The following is a 21,675-nucleotide window of genomic DNA, read 5'->3' on the forward strand; positions in this document are numbered from 1 at the left end:
GGATCATGTTATTTCCAGAGTCCTGGCTACGCGCTTTTGTTAACCCCGACATCGATACGCAGGCCTTGTCGCATCGCCTGACCATGGCGGGCCTCGAGGTCGAAGAAACCGACCCGGCTGCGCCGCCATTCGAGGGTGTGGTGGTCGGGCACATCGTCGATATTGCACCCCATCCCGATGCGGACAAGTTGCGTGTTTGCCAAGTGGACGATGGCACCGGTTCGCCGCTGCAAATCGTATGCGGTGCGCCCAACGCCGCGGCAGGCATCAAGGTGCCGCTGGCGCGCGTGGGTGCGCAATTGCCGAACGGCATGCAGATAGGTGTCGTAAAGATGCGGGGGGTGGCGTCCTCCGGCATGCTCTGCTCGGCGCGCGAGCTCGGACTTTCTCAGGATCACGATGGCCTGCTGGTGCTCGACCCCGCGCTGCAAGCCGGCCAGTCGCTTCGCGAAGCCCTGGACCTGGACGATACTGTATTCACACTCAAGCTAACCCCCAACCGGGCCGACTGCCTGTCCATCCTGGGTGTCGCGCGCGAGGTGTCGGCGCTTACCGGGGCTCCGCTTGTCGTGCCAACGTATGAGCCGGTTGCTGTCACCCTGGAAGACATCTTGCCGGTTCGCGTCGATGCCCCCGACCTTTGCGGGCGCTTTGCCGGCCGGGTGATACGGGGTGTCAATGCCCGGGCGCAAACACCTTCATGGATGAGAACCCGGCTCGAACGGGCAGGGCAGCGGTCTATTTCGGCGCTGGTCGATATTTCCAACTACGTCATGCTGGAACTGGGTCGTCCAACGCACGTCTTCGATCTCAAGCGGGTCGATGGCGGCCTGACCGTGCGCTGGGCCAGGCATGGCGAGCAACTTGAGCTGCTCAATGGCCAGACCGTCCAGCTCGACCCCGACGTGGGCGTCATCTGCGCGGGAGATCAAATCGAAAGCCTGGCAGGCATCATGGGCGGCGAGGGATCGTCCGTCACGCTGGATACCACTGATATCTACGTCGAGGCCGCTTTCTGGTGGCCAGAAGCCATCATGGGGCGCGCGCGTCGCTACAAGTTCAGCTCAGAGGCCAGTCATCGCTTCGAACGGGGTGTGGATTTTGCCTCCATCTCGGAGCATCTCGAATACATGAGCCGTCTGATCGTCGATATCTGCGGCGGGCAGGTGGGTCCGGTCGACGATCAGGTAATCAACCTTCCGGAGCGCAAGCCCGTCGCCATGAGGCTATCGCGCTGCCGCAAAGTGCTCGGGCTGGCGGTTGCCAGCAACGAGGTCGAGGCCATTTTTACCCGCCTGGCGCTGCCTTACGTCCAGCAGGATGATGCCTTCATCGTGACGCCACCCTCCTATCGTTTCGATATTGCCATCGAAGAAGATCTGATTGAGGAAGTGGCGCGCGTTTATGGCTTTGAGCGTATTCCGGATCTGCCCCCCGTCGCGCGCGCAGACATGCTGATCGAACCCGAAACCTTGCGCGGTCCCCATATGCTGCGGGCCCGCATGGCGGCACTCGACTATCAGGAGGTCATCAATTTTGCCTTCGTCGAAGAAGCCTGGGAGCACGATTATGCGGGCAACGACGATCCCATCCGCTTGCTTAACCCGATCGCCAGTCAGTTGGCGGTCATGCGTTCAAGCCTGATCGGCGGCCTGCTTGCCAACATCGTCCATAACGCGAACCGCAAGCAGAGCCGTGTGCGCGTATTCGAACTGGGCCGGGTCTTTGCGCGGGACAATACCGTCGTGGATGGCGACCTCGCAGTAGCGGGTGTGCGCCAGCCTGTGCGGCTGGCTGGCGCTGCCTGGGGGCCGGCGCTGGATGAGCAGTGGGGCACCGCCACGCGTCAGGTCGATTTTTACGACGTCAAGAAAGACCTCGAGAATCTGTTGGGCGAATCAGCCCACGACCTGGTCTGCATTGCTCATGCCCATCCCGCCTTGCATCCTGGGCGATCGGCGCGTCTTGAGCTCGCTGGGCAGACGGTGGGCTGGATAGGCGAAATCCATCCGCGCTGGGCACAGCGCTGTGATCTGGCTCAGGCGCCCGTTGTGTTCGAAATCGACGTCGATGCCGTGTCCGCCAGCTTGCTGCCCGCGCCAGGCGAGCTTTCCCGGCAGCCGGTCGTTATTCGCGATCTGGCGCTGTGGGTGAATACAGCCGTCAGCTATCAAGACTTGCTGGATACATTTACCCATACTATCCAATCTGATGATACGCTTGGCATCGTGAAAGACATTAAACTGTTCGATGTCTGGCGTGACAAAACGGCGCAAACCTCCGAAAAAAGCATGGCCTTTCGCTTCTGGCTGCAGGGGCACGATGCAACGCTGGATGATGCAACGGTAGAACAATGCCTGTCCAGGCTGCTGGATGCACTGGTTGCTGCGCATGGCGTACGCCAGCGCGCTTAAGGAGCACATATGAAAACCGACCGCACGCTAACCAAAGCGGAGCTTGCAGAGCTGCTATTTGATCGTGTTGGCCTGAACAAACGCGAAGCCAAAGACATTGTCGATACCTTCTTTGAAGAGATACGGGAATGCCTGGCGAGCGGGTCAGAAGTCAAGCTGTCTGGTTTCGGCAATTTCCAGGTGCGCGATAAACCGCCACGCCCCGGACGCAATCCGAAAACGGGCGAAATCATTCCAATTGCCGCGCGGCGGGTGGTGACTTTTCACGCCAGTCAAAAACTGAAAAGCATCGTGGAACTATCCAGCAAACCCGATGCCGCGTCCGATCAGCAATAAAAGTATCGTTTGCGGGTGCGTTGCGGCGCATCTGCAATTCGGGCTATAACCATTGTGGCCCCGCAGGTACTTCCGGGATTATTTCCGTAGACTTATCAACCGGCTTACAATCCGCCCATGAGCACAAGCGAAACCCCCGTCATTCTGCCGCCCATTCCGGCAAAACGATATTTCACGATCGGCGAAGTCAGCGACCTGTGTTGTGTCAAGCCCCATGTCCTGCGCTACTGGGAGCAAGAGTTCACGCAACTCAAGCCCGTAAAACGACGCGGCAATCGGCGCTATTACCAGCATCACGAGGTTTTGCTTATCCGCCGTATCCGCGACCTGCTGTACGAGCAGGGGTTCACCATCAGCGGCGCGCGCAACCGTCTGGGCGATACGCATGACATTTCGCGCGACCAGGACGCGGCTGTACGCCTTTCGGGCGCCGAACTGCAATCGCTGCGCAACGACCTCACGGCTGTCAAAGACATGCTGTCGGCTGCGTTGCAGGAAAACGAATCGAATGGCACAGAGGGTTCGCAACTCTTCTGATCGGCGCCTTGCCAACCTGATGCGTATTTCTATTTCCGGATTCCGCGCAAGGCCGCAACACGCCATCTTTTGCCAGACATGATTGACGCTTCACTGCGATCGCGGGCGCTCTCTGCACTGCTTGAATCCGAGCCTGCGGCAAAGGCCGCTGCCGCGAGACGGTTGGATGATACGCTCGTCATAGACACGGCTATGGTAATGGCTGTCCCGGCGGGGATTCCGGGCCGCCCCCACCGACCCGAGCTCGTTCCGCCGCACAAGGTAAAGTCCCGCTCGGTCGGATCGCCGCAGGGAAGAGCCGCACTTATACACTCTCTGTGCCATATTGAGTTCAACGCCATCAACCTGGCGCTGGATGTCCTGTGGCGGTTCCCAGGAATGCCCGACGCCTTTTACAGAGATTGGGCAAAGGTGGCGCGCGAAGAGGGCTTGCATTTCGAGTTGCTCTGCGCGCATCTGCAGGCGATGGGCTATGCCTATGGCGATATGCCGGCACACGACGGCTTGTGGGAAATGGCAGAACGAACCCGCGAAGATCTCTTGGCCCGCCTTGCGCTGGTGCCGCGCACGCTGGAAGCCCGTGGGCTGGATGCGTCGCCCATTGTGCGGGACAAACTCTCGGGCGCAGGCGACGAGGCCGCCGCAGCTATCATAGACATTATTCTGCGTGACGAGATTGGCCACGTGGCGACCGGCAATCGCTGGTATAGACACCTCTGCACGCAGCGTGGGTTGGATCCCATCGCCAGCTTCAGAATGCTTGCTGAGCGCTATCGCGCGCCACGGCTGCGTGGCCCATTCAATCTACCCGCCCGTCGCGCTGCAGGCTTCAGCGACGAAGAACTGGATGCGCTGCTGCAAGAGGCCGCGACGACCTCTCAGGATCACGGTTGAGCCCTTAACCGTGTGGGAGCCAGACCTCCCCCGGCAGAAGGTCCGGGGTCGAGGCCGGGTCTTCTGTCTTTCATAGATTGCCGTGTTTCTGCTGGGCTTACGAGGATGGCAGTGTTTCGCCTTGAGAGTGGTTGCCTTGCGAGAGGCTTGGCTCCGCATCGGGCGCACCGAATGTGACGACCCGGCCTATGAACAGCACCGGCCCGCTTGGGCTGGACGTTGGCGACCCGCCCTGTGGCTCCAGCGTCATTTCGAAATACTGTTCGTCCCCTAGCTCACCCATGAGCGTCGCAGGTACGGTAATGGGCTTGTTGGGGTCGATCAAACCCATGGAGCGGGGCTGAGGCAAGGTGGCGTTGTAGGTCCATAGTTGCACGGAAGCGTCGGCGGGGATATCGCTGCGCACCTGGGGAGACATGAGCACGTTGCCTTGCGGGTCGAACGTGACGATCCAGGCAGGGGTGGAGCTTTGCCCGGGAGCTTGAAGAATGGCTGCCTTGGTCGGAGCCACTTTGACCACCGTCACAGGCGGTTCGGTCGGTGCTGCCGGCATGAGGGCGAGTGCCAGCGCCAGGGCGGCAAAAATCACAGTGGCGCCACGCCAGATCCAGACACTGTTGACAAGGCGGCGGGACTGGGCGGGTGGCAGCGACGATGGCGCCGTGATCGGGATGGCGTCGGGCAGGGGAGGCGTGCTTTCCTTGGGCGGTATGGCATTGGCCACCGACGGCGGCGCAGCGCCGGCCTCGGAACCCAGGGTATGTTCAACGGATCTCGATCCGGCAACCGCGTTACGCTCGGCGGTTCTGTCGATGGGTGCGCTGCGGACGTTGTCGGACTTGATGGGCGAGATCGTCGACGGGGAGGGCCCGGTCGAGGGTTCTTTTCGGCTGGTTGGCGCGCCCGCGTTTGTACGCGAAGTCGGGGGTGTCGTGGCAGGCGAGGCCGGGTCGGGCGCGGGAGGGCGCGCGAATGGGGTGACAACGGCGCCTGATGCATTGGGGGTGGATGAATGGGGGGCTGCAGGCGATGCCGCCGGTGTTTGGGGCAGTGTTTGGGGCGCGAGAGGCTCAGGCTGCCTGCCTGGCCTGTCTGGGACTGGTGCCAGTGGCGCGGGAGGCTGTGCCGGTCGCGGTATTTCGGTGACAACTGGGCGGGCGTTCGGTGCCGGCGGCGCAGTGCGCGTGGCGCCAGCTTCGGCGGACGCCGCAGGAAGGTCGCCGGATCCGTCGTGTTCCTTGGGGCGCAGGCTGGCAGGCTGACGATACAGGCTGGACGGAGCGGGAATGGCATCGTGGCCCAGCGTGGCCTGAATGCGTTGCAGCAGCAAGGGTGAGGGGTCAACAGGCGGCAGCAGGTCGGTCAGCTCCAGCAGACTGTTTTCCCAGTCCAGAGCGGCCGTGACTGCGCTGTCGTCGTGGCTGAGCAACTGATGGGCTCTGGCCATATCATGGCGATCGAGCAGGCCGAGCGTGTATTCCGCAATCAGGATGTTATGGCTGTTGGGTGTTTTATTGCTGCTCATGCTTGCCGCAGCTCCTTGAGCAGGCTAAGGCCGACCTGGACACGTGTCTTGAGCTGTGCGGCCGGCACTTTCAGGCGAGCGGCAATCTGCTCATAGGTATATCCCTTGTAGAAAGCCATCATGATGGGGGCTCGTTGGCTTTCGTCCAGTTGGGACAGTGCGCGCAACAGGCTGCTGGTCGCCGCATTGCGCACATCCGTGGCATCGGGCAGATTGTCTGCGGCCTGGGCATCCAGCAGCGGATTGCGAGCCGCCTGACGCAGTCGCTTGAGCGCACGGTAACGCAAAATACTATACATCCAGGCACGACCCGTGCCAGAGTCTTCGTCGAAGCTTTCCGCGTTCTTCCAGATCAAGGTGAATGTATCGCGCAGCAGTTCTTCTGCGCTGGCGCGCTGGCCCAGCATGGACAGGCCGAGCGCAAGCATGTGCGGTGCTTCATGCTCATAAAGTTGTTGGAAGGCGTTTTCGTCGCCGCGCGCGCAGGCACGCAGGGCGGCATCGTAGTCGACGGGTGCAACAGCCATAAGTTCTCCGGAATCGCCATAACAGGCACGCCCGTGTTTTAACGGGCGTGTAATTTCATTATTGTATTAGGTGTAAACGATCCTGATGGTTCCAGATTGCAAGCGTTACGCAGGCTCAATGCCTGCTTTCTTGATAATCTCCCCCCATTTCTCTGTTTCTTGCTTCTGGAACTCGGCAAGTTCCTCGGGTGTGGATGTTACAGGTTGGGTTCCCGTTTGTGTGTAGAACTGCACGGCAGCGGGTCGGGCCGTTGCATTGACCAGAAGGTCATGCAGCGTAGACACCACGTCGCGCGGCGTGCCGGCAGGAACATAAGCGCCAAACCAATAGCCCATCTGATAGTCTGGCACGCCTGCCTCGGCGATCGTCGGCACATCTGGCGCCAAGGGAGAGCGCTGCGGTGTTGTCACACCCAGGGCGCGCAGTTTGCCGGATGTGGCCTGGGGCAAGCCGGTAGCCATGTCAGCCATCATCATGTCGATCTGGCCTCCCAGTAGATCAGTGATGACCAATGGATTGCTCTTGTATGGCACATGCAGCAACTCAACGCCAGCCATTTGCTGAAACAGTTCCCCCGCAACACGGCTGCTTGAGCTGCCGCTGCCGAACGTCAGTTTGCCAGGATTTTCCTTGGCGAGCTTGATGAAGTCCTCCACGTTTTTCGCGGGGGATTTTGGGTTGACCACCATAATCTGCCCACCCATACCCAGCAGCGTGACCGGCTGAAAGTCGGATACCGGGTCGTAATTCAGTTGTTTGTACAGGTGCGGGTTAGCGGCCTGCGAAGTATTGGTGGTGATCAGCACCCGATAGCCGTCAGGCCCGGCGCGGGCCACATCGGTGGCGCCTATCATTGCACTGGCACCCGCTTTGTTCTCAATGACAACGGTCTGTCCGCTCTGTTCCGATACGCCCTGGCCGAGCGCGCGCGCCAGCTGATCTGTCGCGCTACCCGCCCCAAAAGGGACCACAAAGGTAATGGGGCGGTCATCGGGATACTTTGCGTAGGCAGCGGGCGATATGCCCAGCCCGAGCGCGCAGGCCAGCAGCGTGGCGTTAATGAAATTAGGCATCATGGTTTGTCTCCTGGTTATGGATAAAGGACTTCAGCTGGAAATATCCGGTAGGCTTTCAGCCAGGCTTCGGGGAACGCGTATTGGAAAATCCAGAAGGTAAAAAGATAAGGCCTTGCCGTGCGTGTCCAGATTGAGTGCGCTGTTGACACCGCCGTCCAGGATGTCGTGCAGCACAAAATTGAGCGCGCCCAGGGATGCAACGCTATGGCGTACCACTTTCGAGGGTCCGCGAAAGGAAAACCATTGGTGGACCGCGGACGCTGTCAGTTGATCCTGCAACAGGGTGTAGTGCTCCTCGTTGTAGGCAATGACACTAATATTCGAAATATTGCCTTTGTCGCCTGTGCGGCTGTGCGCCAGACGGTACAGTGGGATGTCGATGTAATCTTTGTGTTGGGTCATGGTGTGAGTTCCTGGGATACCAGCCGAACGGCTAATCGGCGAAGCGCCACCCTGCCGGCGCCAGGTCGCGGGGCATCAGCGCAGAGAGGCTGCCCAATCGCGAGCGTAAGGACGTTCGTACGCCACCGCCGCCAGCGGGGCCGCAGGTATACAGTGCGGTGACCTCTCGCAGAATGCGCTCGGCAACGCGCCGATCTTGATGGGATCCCGCCACACGCAGTCGCACATCGCGCGCCTGACCGGGCTTGGCCCCGGCCTGCAGCTTGCCATCGTCATCGCTAAAAATACTGAGCACGCCGATCAGGTCAAAGCGCAGTGTGATCTGCGAACCCAGGCGTTTTTGTATGGTGTCCGCGGCAAGCCGCGCCCGCGCTTCTGCCTGAACGCCGGCGTAGGAAATCTCTGCTTCGCCAAGCCAGCCGCCGCGGTAGCAAATATTGACCTTGAGCGTGTCTGGGCGCGCATGACCCTGCACCCCGTTGATACGCACCCGATTCGGGCCCACCTCTGACACCGACGCGCGGCTCAGATCGGCAACGACATCGGGCGTAAGATAAGCAGCTGGATCGTGCACCTCGTACAACAACTGCTCTTTGACCGTTCTGCAATCCACAAGGCCGCCGGTTTGATCCGCCTTGCCGACTGTAAAATCGCCGGTCTCATCGATATAGGCAATGGGAAACCCCAGCGTATCCATGCCCGGCACGTCTTTGATGCCAGGCACCGCGAAATAGCCGCCTGTGACCTGTGTGCCACATTCCAGCAGGTGGCCCGCCATGGTTGCGCGCCCCAGCCGCTGCCAGTCGTCTTCGCGCCAGTCATAATGGGCCAGCGCGCATCCTAGCGTCAGGGATGGGTCGGCAACACGGCCTGCTACAACAATGTCCGCCCCCGCCCGCAAGGCCTGGCCAATTTCAGTGGCGCCCTGGTATGCGTTCATGCTGACGATCTCCAGGCCTTTCAGCTGATCGCCTAATTGTTCATTCAGGAAGTCCAATTGTTCCGGGCGGTCCAACTGATCGCCGGACAAGACTGCGACACGGGGCTCGCGCTGCTTGAGCCCGGCGGCCAACTGCTTGATGCGACGCGCGGCGGCGGGAGGATTCGCAGCGCCGAAATTGCTGACGATTTTGATACCGTGCTGCAGGCAGGGTTCAAGCGCGGGCTGCAGCAGATCGTCGAGGAGCGGCTCATAGCCGCGATCAGGGTCCTCATTCTTGGCCAGTTGCGACAGCGCCAGGGTGCGCTCGGCCAGCGTTTCGAAAATCAGCGCGTGGCCATTCTGGCGTATCAGGGTTTGGACGACTGGCGCAACGCCGTCCGTCCGGTCGCCGGAAAAACCCGATGCACAACCTATTGTCAGCGGTGTAGCGGTTTGCATACTGTGATCCTTGAGATTGCTGGCTTGCTGTCACTATAGAAATGACTTATTAATAAGTAAAATAGAAAATACTGATGGATTGATAAGGTATTTATGATGAATATCACGGCACGGCAGTTGCGCGCCTTCGTTGCGCTTGCCGACGAACATCATTTCACGCGTGCCGCCGCCCGCTGTCACCAGACTCAGCCTGCCTTCAGTGCGCTTATCAAATCGCTGGAAGACGCGCTGGGCGTCCGGCTGTTCGAACGCAGTACGCGCAGGGTTGAGCTTACGGCGGAAGGCAGATTGCTCAACCGTTCAGCGACCAGACTACTGCGCGATATGGAAGCCGTTGTGCAGGATGTGCGGGATCATGTTGCAATACGAAAGGGCAGGGTGTCCGTTGCCGCATTGCCCTCGCTTGCCGCTGGCTGGCTACCGGATATTTATGCGCGTTTCCACGCCGAACATCCCGGGGTGGAGCTCACGCTGCACGACGCCCTGCTTGAACCTTGTCTGGCACTGGTACGCAGTGGGGCAGCCGATATCGCGGTTGCGGCCCAGGGCGTGGACATGAGTGGTCTTGACGCCGAAACCTTGTACGAAGACGCTTTTTATCTGGTCTGTCGCGATGACCATCCGCTCGCACGCAAGCGCGCCGTCCGGCTGCGCGACATCGAAGGCTGTGCCATGATTCAACTGGGCAAAGGCAGCAGCGTCAGGCAAAGCCTCATTCGCAACAGCGCTTTTCGCAAGTTGGGCACTTTCCTTGAGGTTGATCATCTCGCCACGGTGACTGGCCTAGTCGTTGCGGGACTTGGCGTAAGTCTGGTGCCTGCCATGACCCTCTTTCAGTTCAAGCATGCGCGCCTGCGCGTGATTCCTCTCGTCCGGCAAGACGCTGTCAAGCGGTCGCTGTATCTGATCCGTCGCAGCGATCGGGGCCTTTCCAGCGCCGCACAGGCTTTTTACGATGTTTTGCTGCGCGAACGAGCGGCGCTGGGCACATGATGGATTCGCGACGACATGGTTGGCGCGACCGCGGGTGTGGAAGACGGTTGCTGCGATAACCAGACGTACAATGTCGGATTCGAGAATCGGATAGAACCATGTTTTCCAGGACTCCCGCGCCCAAAGGCCGCAATGATCTGTATGTCCTGAAGTCTTTATTGCCTTATATATGGCAGTTCAAGTATCGCGTCATGGCGGCGCTCGCCTGTCTGGTGGCTGCAAAGGTGGCCAATGTTGTCCTGCCTTTATTCCTGAAAGATATTGTCGACGGGCTGAGTGTCCCTGCCACGCTGCTTGCCTTGCCGCTGGCCGCCTTGCTTGGCTACGGTTTTGCTCGCCTGGCGACCAGTCTGTTCGGTGAATTGCGCGATGCCTTGTTTGCGCGGGTGACGCAAGGCTCGATACGGCGCATTGCCACGCGGCTGTTCAGCCATCTATTTTCGATGTCCCTGCGTTTTCATATGCAACGCCAAACGGGAGGACTCAGCCGCGACATAGAGCGAGGCACCAAAGGCATCGGATTTCTGCTGAACTTCACCGTCTTCAATATTCTGCCTACGCTGCTTGAAATCAGCATGGTCAGCGCTGTGCTGCTTTGGCGTTACGACTATCGGTTTGCCATCGTGACGCTTGGCACCATCGCTGCCTATGTGGCGTTCACTCTGCTGGTCACCGAGAAGCGCATGGTGTATCGGCGCAGCATGAATGATCTGGACAGCAAGGCCAACAGCAAAGCCATCGATGCGCTGATCAATTACGAAACTGTCAAATATTTCGGCAATGAGGCCTACGAAGTGCAGCGCTATGACCGCAATCTGGGGAAATGGGCTGATTCTGCGGTCAAGAACCAGATTTCGCTGAACCTGCTCAACATGGGGCAGGGCGCCATCATTACGCTGGGTATCAGCTTGTTGCTGTGGTTGTCGGCTGACGGTGTTGTTCAGGGGCACATGACAGTAGGTGATGTCGTGCTGGTGTCGGCTTATCTCACGCAACTGTATGCCCCGTTAAACTTTCTGGGTTTTGTATATCGGGAAATCAAGCACGCCCTGGCCGATATGGAGCGTATGTTTACGCTGATGGATCAAGGGGAGGAGGTCGCCGACCGCGTCGATGCTCACGTATTGAAGTCGGCGAACGCCAGTGTGGCCTTTGATCGCGTGAATTTTGGATATAGCGGTGCCCGCCAGATATTGTTCGATGTGTCGTTCACAATCCCGGCCGGCCATACGCTGGCGGTTGTCGGGGCATCGGGCGCCGGAAAATCAACGCTGTCGCGGTTGCTGTTCCGTTTCTACGACGTGGACGAAGGCGCGGTACGCATCAATGGCACCGATATAAGGGACTTTACCCAGGCCAGCCTGCGGCAGCACATAGGCATTGTTCCCCAGGATACAGTTCTTTTTAACGACACGATTCTCTACAACATCGCCTACGGGAATCCCGAGGCCAGCGAGCAAGACATCATCAAAGCGGCCCGGGCGGCGCGTATTCATGATTTTATCGTCAGCCTTCCTGAGGGTTATCAAACACAGGTCGGCGAGCGCGGCCTGAAACTGTCGGGCGGAGAAAAGCAACGCGTGGCCATCGCGCGCACCATTCTCAAGAACCCGCCTATCCTGGTTTTCGACGAGGCGACCAGCGCCCTGGACACCCGAACCGAACGGGCCATACAGCAGGAACTGGAGCTTATCGCCCGAAATCGCAGCACGCTGATCATCGCGCACAGATTGTCCACCATTGTCAATGCAGATGAAATTCTGGTGCTGGACCGCGGAAGCGTCATCGAGCGGGGCACGCATGCAGAGCTGTTGCAACGCAATGGCCGTTACGCGCAGATGTGGGTTATGCAGCAGGCAGGGCAGGAAGAGGTGATCGCGTAAAGGCCGACATGTCCAAAGGACGACCTGGGCGGCGGTGCAGGTCGGCGATCCCGCAATCTTGCCTGGGGCCACGTAATCCGCGCATGAATTCGTACTTTCCGGTAAACTACTGCCTGCGGAATTCCTCAGGCCCCTGCCGGCAATCGTTCTGATCAGCCATCGCCTCCCGATTTCACGACCGTCCTTACCTGCGCCAGCCCTAGTCCGGACTGCCCGAACGCGCTGTCCAGATCCACTGTTGCGTAGGCGCCCGACAAAGACACGGGTCGCTTGATCTATACAGTACCGAAATGGTACTATATGGCATAGTCATACGCCGGAGGCAGTACGTGCTGCGTATCAGCAAAATAATGGATTACGGAACCTTGGTGCTCACCCACATGGCAGGAGCGCCTACGCGTGTCTACAGCGCGGCCGATCTGGCCGCCACGCTGGGCTTGGGCCAACCTACCGTCAGCAAGATCCTCAAACTCCTGGGCCAGCAAGGGCTGGTTCGCAGCAGCCGTGGCGCGCGCGGCGGCTATGCCCTGGGCAGGCCGGCCGAAGACATCAGCGTCGCTGATGTGGTCGATGCGCTCGAAGAGCAGCCGTTCGGCCTCACCGAGTGCACCGCGCTGCCTGGCGCCTGTAGTGTGGAAGCCGGCTGTCAAATCCGCAGCAACTGGCAGCGTATCAATGCCATCGTGCGCCGCACCCTCGAAGACGTCAGCATCGCCGATATGGTGCGGCCAAACCCGACCGAATTTTCCCTTAACCGTCAGCCGCTTCCCCGACCAGAAGCCAAGTCCCGCGTGGCCCATCCCACGACATGGAGCATTCCAGAATGAAACCATCCACCGAACCTGCAGTCATTTCCGCGGCCGATCCGCTGGAATCGTTTCTTGATCGCGAATACTCGGCGGGTTTTGTGACCGATATCGAGTCGGTCACCATTCCAAAGGGCCTGTCCGAGGATACGATACGCCTGCTTTCTTCCAAGAAGAACGAGCCCGAATTCATGCTCGAATGGCGGCTTTCCGCTTATCGCCATTGGCTTACCATGACGCCGCCCCATTGGGCGCAAGTCAGTTTCCCGCCCGTTGATTTTCAGGACATCAGCTATTATTCCGCGCCCAAGAGCAAGAAGGATGGCCCCAAAAGCCTGGACGAGGTCGATCCCGAATTGCTGCGCACCTACGAGAAGCTGGGAGTGCCATTGCACGAACGCGCCCGTCTCGCCGGCGTGGCGGTCGATGCGGTGTTTGATTCCGTCTCAGTGGCCACGACCTTCCGCAAGCAGTTGGCCGAAGTCGGTGTCATCTTCTGTTCGTTCAGCGAGGCCGTAAAGGATCACCCCGACCTCGTTCGCAAGTATCTGGGCACGGTTGTGCCTCCCTCCGATAATTTCTATGCCGCGCTCAATTCGGCTGTGTTTTCGGACGGCTCGTTTGTTTTCATTCCCAAGGGCGTGCGCTGCCCCATGGAACTTTCCACGTACTTCCGCATTAATGCGCAGGATACCGGGCAGTTCGAACGCACGCTGATCATTGCGGAAGAGGGCGCGTCCGTCAGCTATCTTGAAGGCTGTACGGCGCCCATGCGCGATGAAAACCAGCTTCACGCCGCCGTCGTGGAGCTGGTCGCGCTGGACGACGCCAAGATCAAATACTCTACGGTGCAGAACTGGTACCCCGGAGACAAGGATGGCGTGGGGGGTATCTACAATTTTGTCACCAAGCGGGGCGACTGTCGCGGACCGCGCTCGCATATTTCCTGGACCCAGGTGGAAACGGGATCGGCCATTACCTGGAAGTACCCAAGTGTCATTTTGCGTGGCGACGATTCCGTGGGCGAATTTTATTCCGTTGCCCTGAGCAATCATCGTCAGCAGGCTGATACCGGCACCAAGATGATTCATATGGGGCGCAACACGCGCAGCACCATTATTTCCAAGGGAATTTCGGCGGGACACGGCAGCAATGCCTACCGCGGACTGGTGCGTATTACACCCAAGGCAGAGAACGCACGCAACTATACCCAGTGCGATTCTTTGCTCATCGGAAAGACCTGTGCCGCGCACACCTTTCCCACGATGGAAGTCCAGAACCCCAGCGCGAGCGTCGAGCATGAAGCGACCACCTCGCGTATCGGTGAAGACCAGCTCTTTTACGCCATGCAGCGCGGCCTGTCGGCCGAAGATGCCGTGTCCATGATCGTCAATGGGTTCTGCAAGGAAGTTTTCAAGGAATTGCCCATGGAGTTTGCTGTCGAGGCCCAAAACCTGCTCGGCGTCAGTCTCGAAGGCAGCGTAGGTTAAGGAGAAGTACACAATGCTGAGCATCAAAGATTTGCACGCATCGGTCGAAAACAAGTCGATCCTGCGCGGTTTGAACCTCGAAGTCAACGCTGGAGAAGTCCACGCAATCATGGGTCCCAACGGTTCGGGCAAAAGCACCCTGTCACAGGTGCTGGCCGGTCGCGAAGACTACGCTGTCACCCAAGGTTCTGTGCAATGGTTCGACCAGGACCTGCTGGCCATGCCCATCGAAGAGCGCGCCCGGTCGGGCCTCTTCATGGCTTTTCAGTACCCCATCGAAATCCCCGGCGTTTCCAATGCCTACTTTCTGCGCGCATCGGTTAATGCGGCGCGCCGTCACCAGGGTTTGCCGGAACTGGATGCCATGGATTTCATCAAGCTGGCCAAAGCAGAGATGAAAGCCGTCGGCATGCGCGACGAGTTCCTGTATCGCTCAGTGAACGAAGGTTTCTCCGGGGGAGAAAAAAAGCGCAATGAAGTCCTGCAAATGATTCTGCTTGAACCCAAGCTTGCCATTCTGGATGAAACCGACTCGGGTCTGGACATCGATGCGCTCAAGGTGGTTGCCGACGGTGTAAACCGCATGCGTTCGCCAGATCGCGCCATGATTGTCATCACTCACTATCAACGCCTGCTCGACTATATCGTGCCAGACTACGTACATGTTCTGGCGGGTGGCCGCATTGTGCGCTCCGGCGGCCGCGAGCTTGCGCTTGAGCTTGAGGAGCACGGCTATGGCTGGGTGACAGAAGTTGCCCCGCCGCAAAAAGGGGCTGCCGCATGAGTAACCTTCCGTCCTGGGCAGGCGATTACGCTGCCCGCCAAACGGCAGGGGCGGCCGGCGCACCGTCCTGGCTATCGGCAGTCCGGCTGCGGGCACTCGAGCGTTTCAGCGACGAAGGCTGGCCCACTGTTAAGCAAGAGTCCTGGCATCACACCTCCCTGGCGGTTTTGCAGCAGCAGGCATTTGTGCTGCCGAGCCAAGACGCCTCGTCTTCGCTCAGCAAACCCTATACCGACGCAGAGCCCGGCCATTGGATGGTTTTCGTCGATGGCGTTTACGCCCCATCGCTGTCGCGTATTGGCGCGATGCCTGCCGGTGTTACGCTTACCTCCCTGGCCCAGGCGATGGATGACGCATCGGATGTGGTGCAGCAAGCGTTCGGCACCGAGGCCGATGGGTCTACCCCCGCAGCGTTAAACCTTGCCCTGGCGAAGGATGGCGCCATGCTGCAGCTGGCGCGCGGCGCCACGCTCGAAGAATCGCTGCACCTGGTGTTTATCGCGGCCAGTGCCGGGGCGGCAAGCTTCCCGCGCAACCTCATCGTGGCTGGTGCGGGTTCAAGCGCCACAATCGTCGAGCACTACATAGGGCAGGGGAGCGATGCCAGCTTTACCAATGCTGTCACCCGCCTGCAAATCGATGCGGATGCCAATATCACACACCTCAAGCTTCAGCGTGAAGATGCTCAGGCCTTTCATCTCGGGGTGATAGACGTCAGTCAGGCGGCCGGGTCTGTGTTCAACTCGCATTCCATGTCGTTTGGTGCGCGCCTTGCCCGTCACGATATTTCCACGGATTTCCAGGGCAAAGGCTGCGAAGCCTTGCTCAACGGCTTGTACTATGTGAACGGTCGCCGGCACGTTGACCATCACACCTGCATCCGTCACAGCCAGCCCTCCTGCGTCAGTCGTGAGTTCTATCGGGGTGTGCTCGATGACACCGCACGCGGGATTTTTGGCGGCCGTATTTTTGTTGCGCCCGGCGCCGATAAAACGGATGCCGTGCAGCGATCCGACAGTCTGCTGCTTTCGCGCATGGCCAAGGCAGATGCGCGACCAGAGCTGGAAATCTACGCGGACGATGTCAAGTGCGCGCACGGCGCGACCGTGGGTCAGCTTGATCCCACCAGCTTGTTCTATCTGCGCGCGCGCGGCCTGGACGAGGCCCAGGCCCGCCATGTGCTCACCTACGCCTTTGCAGCGGAAGCCATCACGCGCATCGCGTCGGAGCCCTTGCGCGGACGGGTCGCCGACGCGATCAGGGCGCTGGCGCCCGCTGAGCTTGGAGATCTTTCATGAATGCACCCATGAGTACAAAAGAAAGCACAGCGCTGCTGGATCTTGGCGCCGACTTTCCCATTCTGTCGCGTCCAGTCAATGGCAAGCGCCTGGTCTATCTCGACAATGGCGCGACCACGCAAAAGCCCGCTTTGGTCATTGAGGCCGAGCGTGACTTTTATGAACAGTCGAACGCCAATATCCACCGCGGCGTCCACTGGCTGTCGCAACATTCCACCGACTTGTACGAGCAGGGGCGCGAGAGCGTCCGGCGCCTGCTGAATGCCGAGCGCGCGCAAGAGATTGTGTTTACACGCGGCACGACGGAAGGCATCAATCTGGTTGCCTCTAGTTGGGGCCGGGTCAATATCAAGGCAGGCGACGAGATCCTGATCACCGGCATGGAGCACCACTCCAATATCGTGCCCTGGCAGATGCTCTGTGAGCAGACCGGCGCGCATTTGCGTGTGGTGCCCGTTACAGACAGCGGCGAGCTCGATATGGACGCGTTCAACGCGCTGCTGAATGCGCGCACGCGACTGGTCGGCGTCGCTCATGTGTCCAACGCCATGGGCACCGTCAATCCCGTACAAGAAATCGTTCGACTGGCTCACGAGGTTGGCGCGGTTGTGCTGGTTGATGGCGCCCAGGCTGTAGCGCACCAGAAAGTCGACGTTCAGGCTATCGGTTGCGATTTTTACGTGTTCTCTGGCCACAAGCTCTATGGCCCCACAGGTATCGGCGCGCTCTATGCCCGTTACGATATCCTCAAGAACATGCCTCCCTGGCAGGGCGGCGGCGACATGATCTATACGGTCAGCTTTGAAAAAACCACCTACGCCGATGTGCCGCAGCGTTTCGAGGCGGGCACCCCGAACATCGCAGGCGTCGTGGGAATGGATGCTGCCATCCGCTACACGGAGACGGTAGGGCTTGATCTGATCGCCGCGCATGAACAACAGTTGCTCGATCAGGCCACACAGGCCATACAGACGCTGCCCGGCATCCGCATCGTAGGTACAGCCGCGCACAAGGCAGCCATTCTGTCCTTTCTGGTTGATGGCATACACCCGCATGATCTTGGCACCATTCTGGACACAGAAGGCGTGGCCATACGCGCAGGACACCATTGCGCGATGCCGCTGATGACCCGCTTTGGCGTGCCCGGCACAGCGCGCGCTTCCTTTGCACTGTACAACACGTCAGAAGACGTGCAGGCGCTGATTGCGGCGCTACGCAAAGCACAGAAACTTTTCGGGACTGGTAATGAGCGTTAACAACGACCTGAGAGAGCTGTACCAGGAAGTTATCTTTGACCACAACCGCAATCCGCGTAACTTCCATTCCATGGACGACGCCAGCCATGTGGCCGACGGCCACAATCCGCTATGCGGCGATCAGCTGACGGTGTATGCCCAGGTGGAGAACGGCGTCGTCAAGCAGGTCAGCTTTGTTGGCCATGGCTGCGCCATTTCGACGGCTTCGGCGTCGTTGATGACAGAGGCCGTCAAAGGGATGCCGCTTGAAGAGGTTGAGTCTTTGTTCCAGGACATGCACGCCATGCTGACCGAAGCCCATCCCGAGGCGCGCGATTTTGGCAAGCTTGAAGTGCTGTCCGGAGTGCGGGAATTCCCCGCTCGCGTCAAATGCGCCACGCTGGCCTGGCACACGCTGCACAACGCTATCAATATGGCCAGAGAGACCGCACGTACGGAATAAGAGAAGCACATGAGCTACACACGACAAGATGTCATAGTCAGCCGCGACTGCCCAGCCGTGACGGTGCCATACGGATCGCCTGTCACGATCGAGAAGGGCTGCGAAGCCACGATCACGCAACAGCTGGGGGGCACCTACACAGTTCTGGTACAGGGAAACATGTATCGGGTAGAAGGCGTGGACGGCGACGCGCTGGGGTTTGAGGCGACAGAGGCCGTGGTGCACAGGCACGAAGGCCCTGTCACAGCCCAGGCCATTGAGGATGCCGCCTGGAGCATGCTGGCAACCTGCTACGACCCGGAGATTCCGGTGGATATCGTTGCGCTGGGGCTAGTCTATAGCTGCACAGTGACCCCTCTCAGCGAAGATCAATACCGGGTCGAAGTTCAGATGACGCTGACGGCGCCTGGCTGCGGCATGGGTACCATGATTGCCGACGAGGCCCGAGACAAGATATTGAACATTCACGGCGTGGAAGAAGCCAAGGTGGATCTTGTATGGGATCCACCTTGGAGTCGTGAAATGATCAGTGAGCCAGCCCGTCTGCAACTAGGCCTGCTCTGAACAAACGTTAATCCGACGCAACGGATGCCCAGGCCCCCGCTTCCTGGTTGGCGGCGGTAATGCTGGGCCAGCCCAGCGTCGCGCCGCGGGACACAGCCGCGTAAACTGCTGCGTTGCGATTGTGTACATCCAGCCTCTGGTACAGCGCCTCCGCATGTGCTTTGGCGGTCGCGGCCGAAATGTTCAACTGCCGTCCGACCATCTTCATGGAGTGGCCTCGGGCCAGCAGAATGAGCACTTCGTATTGCCTGGGTGTTAGCCCAAGCATCTCCCATTCCGAATGTGCGTTGCCGGTAGGCTCCGGCCTGTCGGTTGCCTGAGTTTTGTTCTCGTTTCCCAACATAGTGGGATGCGCAATAATCTGGCCAGTGGACACGTGACTGATCGTAGGCTTGACGGCCATCGCGACAGCGGAGTGCGCGAGAGAAGAACAAATCTGCCTTACGAGATGTTTGCCTTCGCGACTCTTATCCGTCGAAATAGGAAAACTGGTGCCTCCTGCCAGCAGAAGTCTGACAGATGCCTGTAATACTTGCGGGGAAGCGTGACGGGATACATAGCCCGATACAAACTCAGGCAAACCTTGGGACAGCTCAGGCATCTCATCGCTATCGGAAAGCAGGAGTATGGCTTTCGGTGAATAGGCTTTCATGGCAGCTAGAACCAGCTCATGTATGCCGTCAAAGGATGCGGTTGCCAGCAATACCAGATCTGTTTCTTTTTCCTCAGCTTTGTACTGGGTCATTTCGGCATAGTCGGCGCCGGAAATAGTGCTGCCAGGCACGATATCGAGTAGTAGTTGTACAAGGCCGAGCCGAAATAAAGGATGTGGCTCGACGATAAAAATATTCGGCATTCGTCTGTCTCCCAGGGTAGAAGTCGCCGGAGTTATGTTGCGATACGCGAGAACGCCGCTCTGCCTGGCCCTCCGGGGTTAAGTGCTGTTTGATCTCTAGGTGGATATTCAGCATCTGGTTTACCCCATCAGTGTCTATACAACGTTCCTGCTTATTTATCTGCTACGTAGGCGTTATGAATTATTGCTTTTGAATTATTACTATTGTGTAAACATATCCAGCGTATTGCTTTTACCGTTTGTGCTGTCGCCATTTCATATCCTACTAATTATGCACAAATATTGCTGATTTACCAGCAGCTTAACAGTTCCGTGACAATATGTAACGTAATTGTTTTTGGCGCTAGTGTATCCAGCAACTCAGTCGCATGGGTACTTTCTCGACGTCCCAGTGAAGCGGGAGATGGTCAAAGCGCTCTGCCAGGCATGACGCCCTGAGACTGTATCCGGACTGCGGCAACCAGTTATCCAGCAGATTGTCATAGAGACTCGAAACATCGTGCGAAAAGCAGGCTGCCTTGCTTGTGGCGATCTGCCCAGCGGGGAGCGTTATTTCGAATGCTTCCTTTGGCTTGAGGGTCGGATCCGGGTTCGCCAAGACACCGCAGTAGTAGCGAATGAACGGCGAGGGCACAAACATCGGCATGTCATAAGTCAGGCCAAAAAATGGACCATTGGACATTTCTGAAGGCAACTCGCGGAACAGGCGGTGAAAGTCGTTCCAGCACACATGCTTCTGGTATGACAGGCCTTCGTACCGCACAGCCCAGAACCGGATCTGCGGCAAGGACTTGATCGAAACGGGGATGTCCGTTTTCTCCGAAGCAGGTGTCTCCTGATCCGCTGTCCTGTTCCGTTGGGCAATGTAGTTCGAATGCGCTTGCCGGAACTGATGGGGAGAAATTCCCCAGTAGCGCGTGAATGCCCGCGTAAATGCCTGTTGGCTGGAAAAACCCATATCGATGGCTATCGAAAACATGGGCTGGGAAGTGTGGGCGATCATCAGCGCGCATCGACCCATGAGATTGCGCTGTATATAGTCACGCGGCGAATGATTGAAGTCTTTGAGAAAAAGCCTGGCCAGATGAAAGCGAGTCATGCGCATTTCGTGGGCCAGCTCCTGGATCAGCGCATCGTGCGTATTGAACTCGTTCGAGTCATGCAGGATCTTGTGCTCGATCTGCGTGACGCAATATTGAATCCTGGGGTCCATATTTCTTATCCTTGTTCGGTCCACGCGATTGAAATAATGCTTTCATAAAGAAAACAGGATGTGACGAACTTATTAAGTTCCTCCGCGTCGCATCCATTTTTTAAAAATTTCCTCGCACGTCACAAACTGTAAAGTTTAATAAAAACTAAAAACCTAAAATGAAGTCGTTATCAGAGCAGATGAAGTAACAGAATTAATAAGCAGGCTTTGAATCTTTAGGTAAGTGGGTTGGAAATTATGAAATACGGTGCTTCTGGCTTTACTTATTTATTAGTGTTTTGATTATGTAACCAGATTTACATGGGTTAAATATGCCGTAAGGCGTACGGGATACGGCCACAACCAAAAAGCGGTTGGGAGACTGTTCACAGCAAAACTGAATCAACTTCGGTGCATTTGCCCGAAGCAGGGAACGTGTTGCCTGCCGCATGGACAGACATGCGCAAAGTACCTTGTCTTGTGCTGCTTGAATGGGGGCTCCTGGCCGAGGAAAGCGCTAGTGCAGGTATCTGCCATTTGGTGGAGGCCAACGGACTAGTACATCGGTGTTGTACCGCCTCGAGACGGATTCTCGAAACATTTGGAGACGATCATCATGAAAAAAGTACTTTTGGCAGCAGCCCTGGTGGTGAGTTCGATTGGCATGGCCCATGCGGCTGGCTTTGGTGTTGGCGCATTTGGCGGGTTCGGCGGCGCATCGTCCAGTTCCGGCGGAAATTCCGTTGCAACCAGCGGAAGCTCGTCAATGGGATTCGGCATGGCCCAGCAGGGCACCACCGCAACGACTGAAGGCTTTTCCAATTCTGGCGTTGCGATTTCTCCTTCTGGCGTCAATACCCACACCGATGGCGGGTCACAGAATCAGTCGAACGGTGGCGGCTTTACCGCTGGATGGGCTTCGGGCGGCACTTCCGGTAGCGCTTCGGGTGGCTACAACGCGAATGCCGGTGGTTTTGCCGGTAATGCAGGATTCGGCGCCTGGACGTGGTAACTATCC

The 21,675-nt window shown here is 58.4% G+C and carries 21 protein-coding genes; 14 read left to right on the plus strand and 7 right to left on the minus strand.

The features are described from left to right. The first annotated feature begins 5 nt into the window (after positions 1 to 5). From pheT to ERE07_RS20580, 4 genes are all read left to right on the plus strand, one after another. Entirely contained in the window at positions 6 to 2,414 is a 2,409-nt protein-coding gene (gene pheT / locus ERE07_RS20565; protein ID WP_130010901.1) for a phenylalanine--tRNA ligase subunit beta, read from the plus strand. Between the two features lie 9 nt (positions 2,415 to 2,423). Beyond that, positions 2,424 to 2,750 (plus strand): integration host factor subunit alpha, encoded by a 327-nt coding sequence (locus ERE07_RS20570; protein ID WP_130010902.1) that lies wholly within the window; start codon positions 2,424 to 2,426, stop codon positions 2,748 to 2,750. 117 nt (positions 2,751 to 2,867) lie between these two features. Beyond that, a complete protein-coding gene (locus ERE07_RS20575) occupies positions 2,868 to 3,287 on the plus strand; it encodes a MerR family transcriptional regulator (RefSeq protein WP_130010903.1) in 420 nt (139 codons plus the stop codon). A 78-nt stretch (positions 3,288 to 3,365) separates the two neighbouring features. Beyond that, positions 3,366 to 4,181 (plus strand): ferritin-like domain-containing protein, encoded by an 816-nt coding sequence (locus tag ERE07_RS20580; RefSeq protein WP_130010904.1) that lies wholly within the window; start codon positions 3,366 to 3,368, stop codon positions 4,179 to 4,181. Positions 4,182 to 4,278: 97 nt separating this feature from the next. Here ERE07_RS20580 and ERE07_RS20585 read toward each other — a convergent pair whose 3' ends face one another. From ERE07_RS20585 to ERE07_RS20605, 5 genes are all read right to left on the minus strand, one after another. After that, positions 4,279 to 5,706, minus strand: a complete 1,428-nt coding sequence (locus tag ERE07_RS20585; RefSeq protein ID WP_209021205.1) for an anti-sigma factor domain-containing protein — start codon at positions 5,704 to 5,706, stop codon at positions 4,279 to 4,281. Continuing rightward, positions 5,703 to 6,233, minus strand: a complete 531-nt coding sequence (locus ERE07_RS20590; protein ID WP_130010905.1) for a sigma-70 family RNA polymerase sigma factor — start codon at positions 6,231 to 6,233, stop codon at positions 5,703 to 5,705. Before ERE07_RS20590 ends, ERE07_RS20585 begins: the two co-directional genes overlap by 4 nt. Before the next feature lie 105 nt (positions 6,234 to 6,338). Next, positions 6,339 to 7,310, minus strand: a complete 972-nt coding sequence (locus ERE07_RS20595) for a Bug family tripartite tricarboxylate transporter substrate binding protein (protein ID WP_130010906.1) — start codon at positions 7,308 to 7,310, stop codon at positions 6,339 to 6,341. A 30-nt stretch (positions 7,311 to 7,340) separates the two neighbouring features. Then, positions 7,341 to 7,712 carry an AtuA-related protein gene (locus ERE07_RS20600; RefSeq protein WP_130010907.1) on the minus strand — a complete coding sequence of 124 codons (372 nt, stop codon included), beginning with the start codon at positions 7,710 to 7,712 and terminating at the stop codon, positions 7,341 to 7,343. A gap of 31 nt (positions 7,713 to 7,743) precedes the next feature. Next, on the minus strand, positions 7,744 to 9,093 hold the full coding sequence (locus ERE07_RS20605) for an acyclic terpene utilization AtuA family protein (protein ID WP_130010908.1): 1,350 nt from the start codon (positions 9,091 to 9,093) through the stop codon (positions 7,744 to 7,746). A gap of 96 nt (positions 9,094 to 9,189) precedes the next feature. Between ERE07_RS20605 and ERE07_RS20610 the strand changes: the two genes are divergently transcribed. The 9 genes from ERE07_RS20610 (at position 9,190) to sufT (ending at position 18,609) form a co-directional block, all read left to right on the plus strand. After that, positions 9,190 to 10,086 (plus strand): LysR family transcriptional regulator, encoded by an 897-nt coding sequence (locus ERE07_RS20610; protein ID WP_130010930.1) that lies wholly within the window; start codon positions 9,190 to 9,192, stop codon positions 10,084 to 10,086. Between the two features lie 98 nt (positions 10,087 to 10,184). Beyond that, positions 10,185 to 11,969, plus strand: coding sequence for an ABCB family ABC transporter ATP-binding protein/permease (locus ERE07_RS20615; RefSeq protein ID WP_130010909.1), 1,785 nt, complete (start codon positions 10,185 to 10,187; stop codon positions 11,967 to 11,969). 329 nt (positions 11,970 to 12,298) lie between these two features. Further along, the gene (locus tag ERE07_RS20620) at positions 12,299 to 12,796 is read left to right on the plus strand and encodes an SUF system Fe-S cluster assembly regulator (RefSeq protein WP_130010910.1); all 498 of its coding nucleotides are present in this window, start codon (positions 12,299 to 12,301) and stop codon (positions 12,794 to 12,796) included. Beyond that, the gene (gene sufB / locus ERE07_RS20625; protein ID WP_130010911.1) at positions 12,793 to 14,265 is read left to right on the plus strand and encodes a Fe-S cluster assembly protein SufB; all 1,473 of its coding nucleotides are present in this window, start codon (positions 12,793 to 12,795) and stop codon (positions 14,263 to 14,265) included. The genes ERE07_RS20620 and sufB overlap by 4 nt, the downstream gene beginning before the upstream one ends. Positions 14,266 to 14,278: 13 nt before the next feature. Beyond that, positions 14,279 to 15,049: a Fe-S cluster assembly ATPase SufC gene (sufC, locus tag ERE07_RS20630; protein ID WP_130010912.1), complete on the plus strand. Its 771-nt coding sequence runs from the start codon at positions 14,279 to 14,281 to the stop codon at positions 15,047 to 15,049. Next, positions 15,046 to 16,347, plus strand: a complete 1,302-nt coding sequence (gene sufD, locus ERE07_RS20635) for a Fe-S cluster assembly protein SufD (protein ID WP_130010913.1) — start codon at positions 15,046 to 15,048, stop codon at positions 16,345 to 16,347. The genes sufC and sufD overlap by 4 nt, the downstream gene beginning before the upstream one ends. Further along, positions 16,344 to 17,603, plus strand: coding sequence for a cysteine desulfurase (locus tag ERE07_RS20640; RefSeq protein ID WP_130010914.1), 1,260 nt, complete (start codon positions 16,344 to 16,346; stop codon positions 17,601 to 17,603). The genes sufD and ERE07_RS20640 overlap by 4 nt, the downstream gene beginning before the upstream one ends. Next, on the plus strand, positions 17,593 to 18,045 hold the full coding sequence (gene sufU / locus ERE07_RS20645; protein ID WP_130010915.1) for a Fe-S cluster assembly sulfur transfer protein SufU: 453 nt from the start codon (positions 17,593 to 17,595) through the stop codon (positions 18,043 to 18,045). Before ERE07_RS20640 ends, sufU begins: the two co-directional genes overlap by 11 nt. Positions 18,046 to 18,054: 9 nt before the next feature. Further along, a complete protein-coding gene (gene sufT, locus ERE07_RS20650; RefSeq protein WP_130010916.1) occupies positions 18,055 to 18,609 on the plus strand; it encodes a putative Fe-S cluster assembly protein SufT in 555 nt (184 codons plus the stop codon). 7 nt (positions 18,610 to 18,616) lie between these two features. Here the strand turns inward: sufT and ERE07_RS20655 are convergent, their stop codons facing one another. After that, complete coding sequence (locus tag ERE07_RS20655) at positions 18,617 to 19,465, minus strand: response regulator transcription factor (protein ID WP_245153815.1); 849 nt, start codon at positions 19,463 to 19,465, stop codon at positions 18,617 to 18,619. A gap of 343 nt (positions 19,466 to 19,808) precedes the next feature. Beyond that, entirely contained in the window at positions 19,809 to 20,678 is an 870-nt protein-coding gene (locus ERE07_RS20660; RefSeq protein WP_130010917.1) for a helix-turn-helix domain-containing protein, read from the minus strand. A 595-nt stretch (positions 20,679 to 21,273) separates the two neighbouring features. On the opposite strand from ERE07_RS20660, the gene ERE07_RS20665 reads away from it, so the two are divergent. Further along, positions 21,274 to 21,669 (plus strand): hypothetical protein, encoded by a 396-nt coding sequence (locus ERE07_RS20665; RefSeq protein WP_130010918.1) that lies wholly within the window; start codon positions 21,274 to 21,276, stop codon positions 21,667 to 21,669. The last annotated feature ends 6 nt before the right edge of the window (positions 21,670 to 21,675 follow it).

The organism is Allopusillimonas ginsengisoli (genome assembly GCF_004153455.1).
In the GTDB taxonomy this organism is placed as follows: Bacteria; Pseudomonadota; Gammaproteobacteria; order Burkholderiales; family Burkholderiaceae_B; genus Allopusillimonas; species Allopusillimonas ginsengisoli.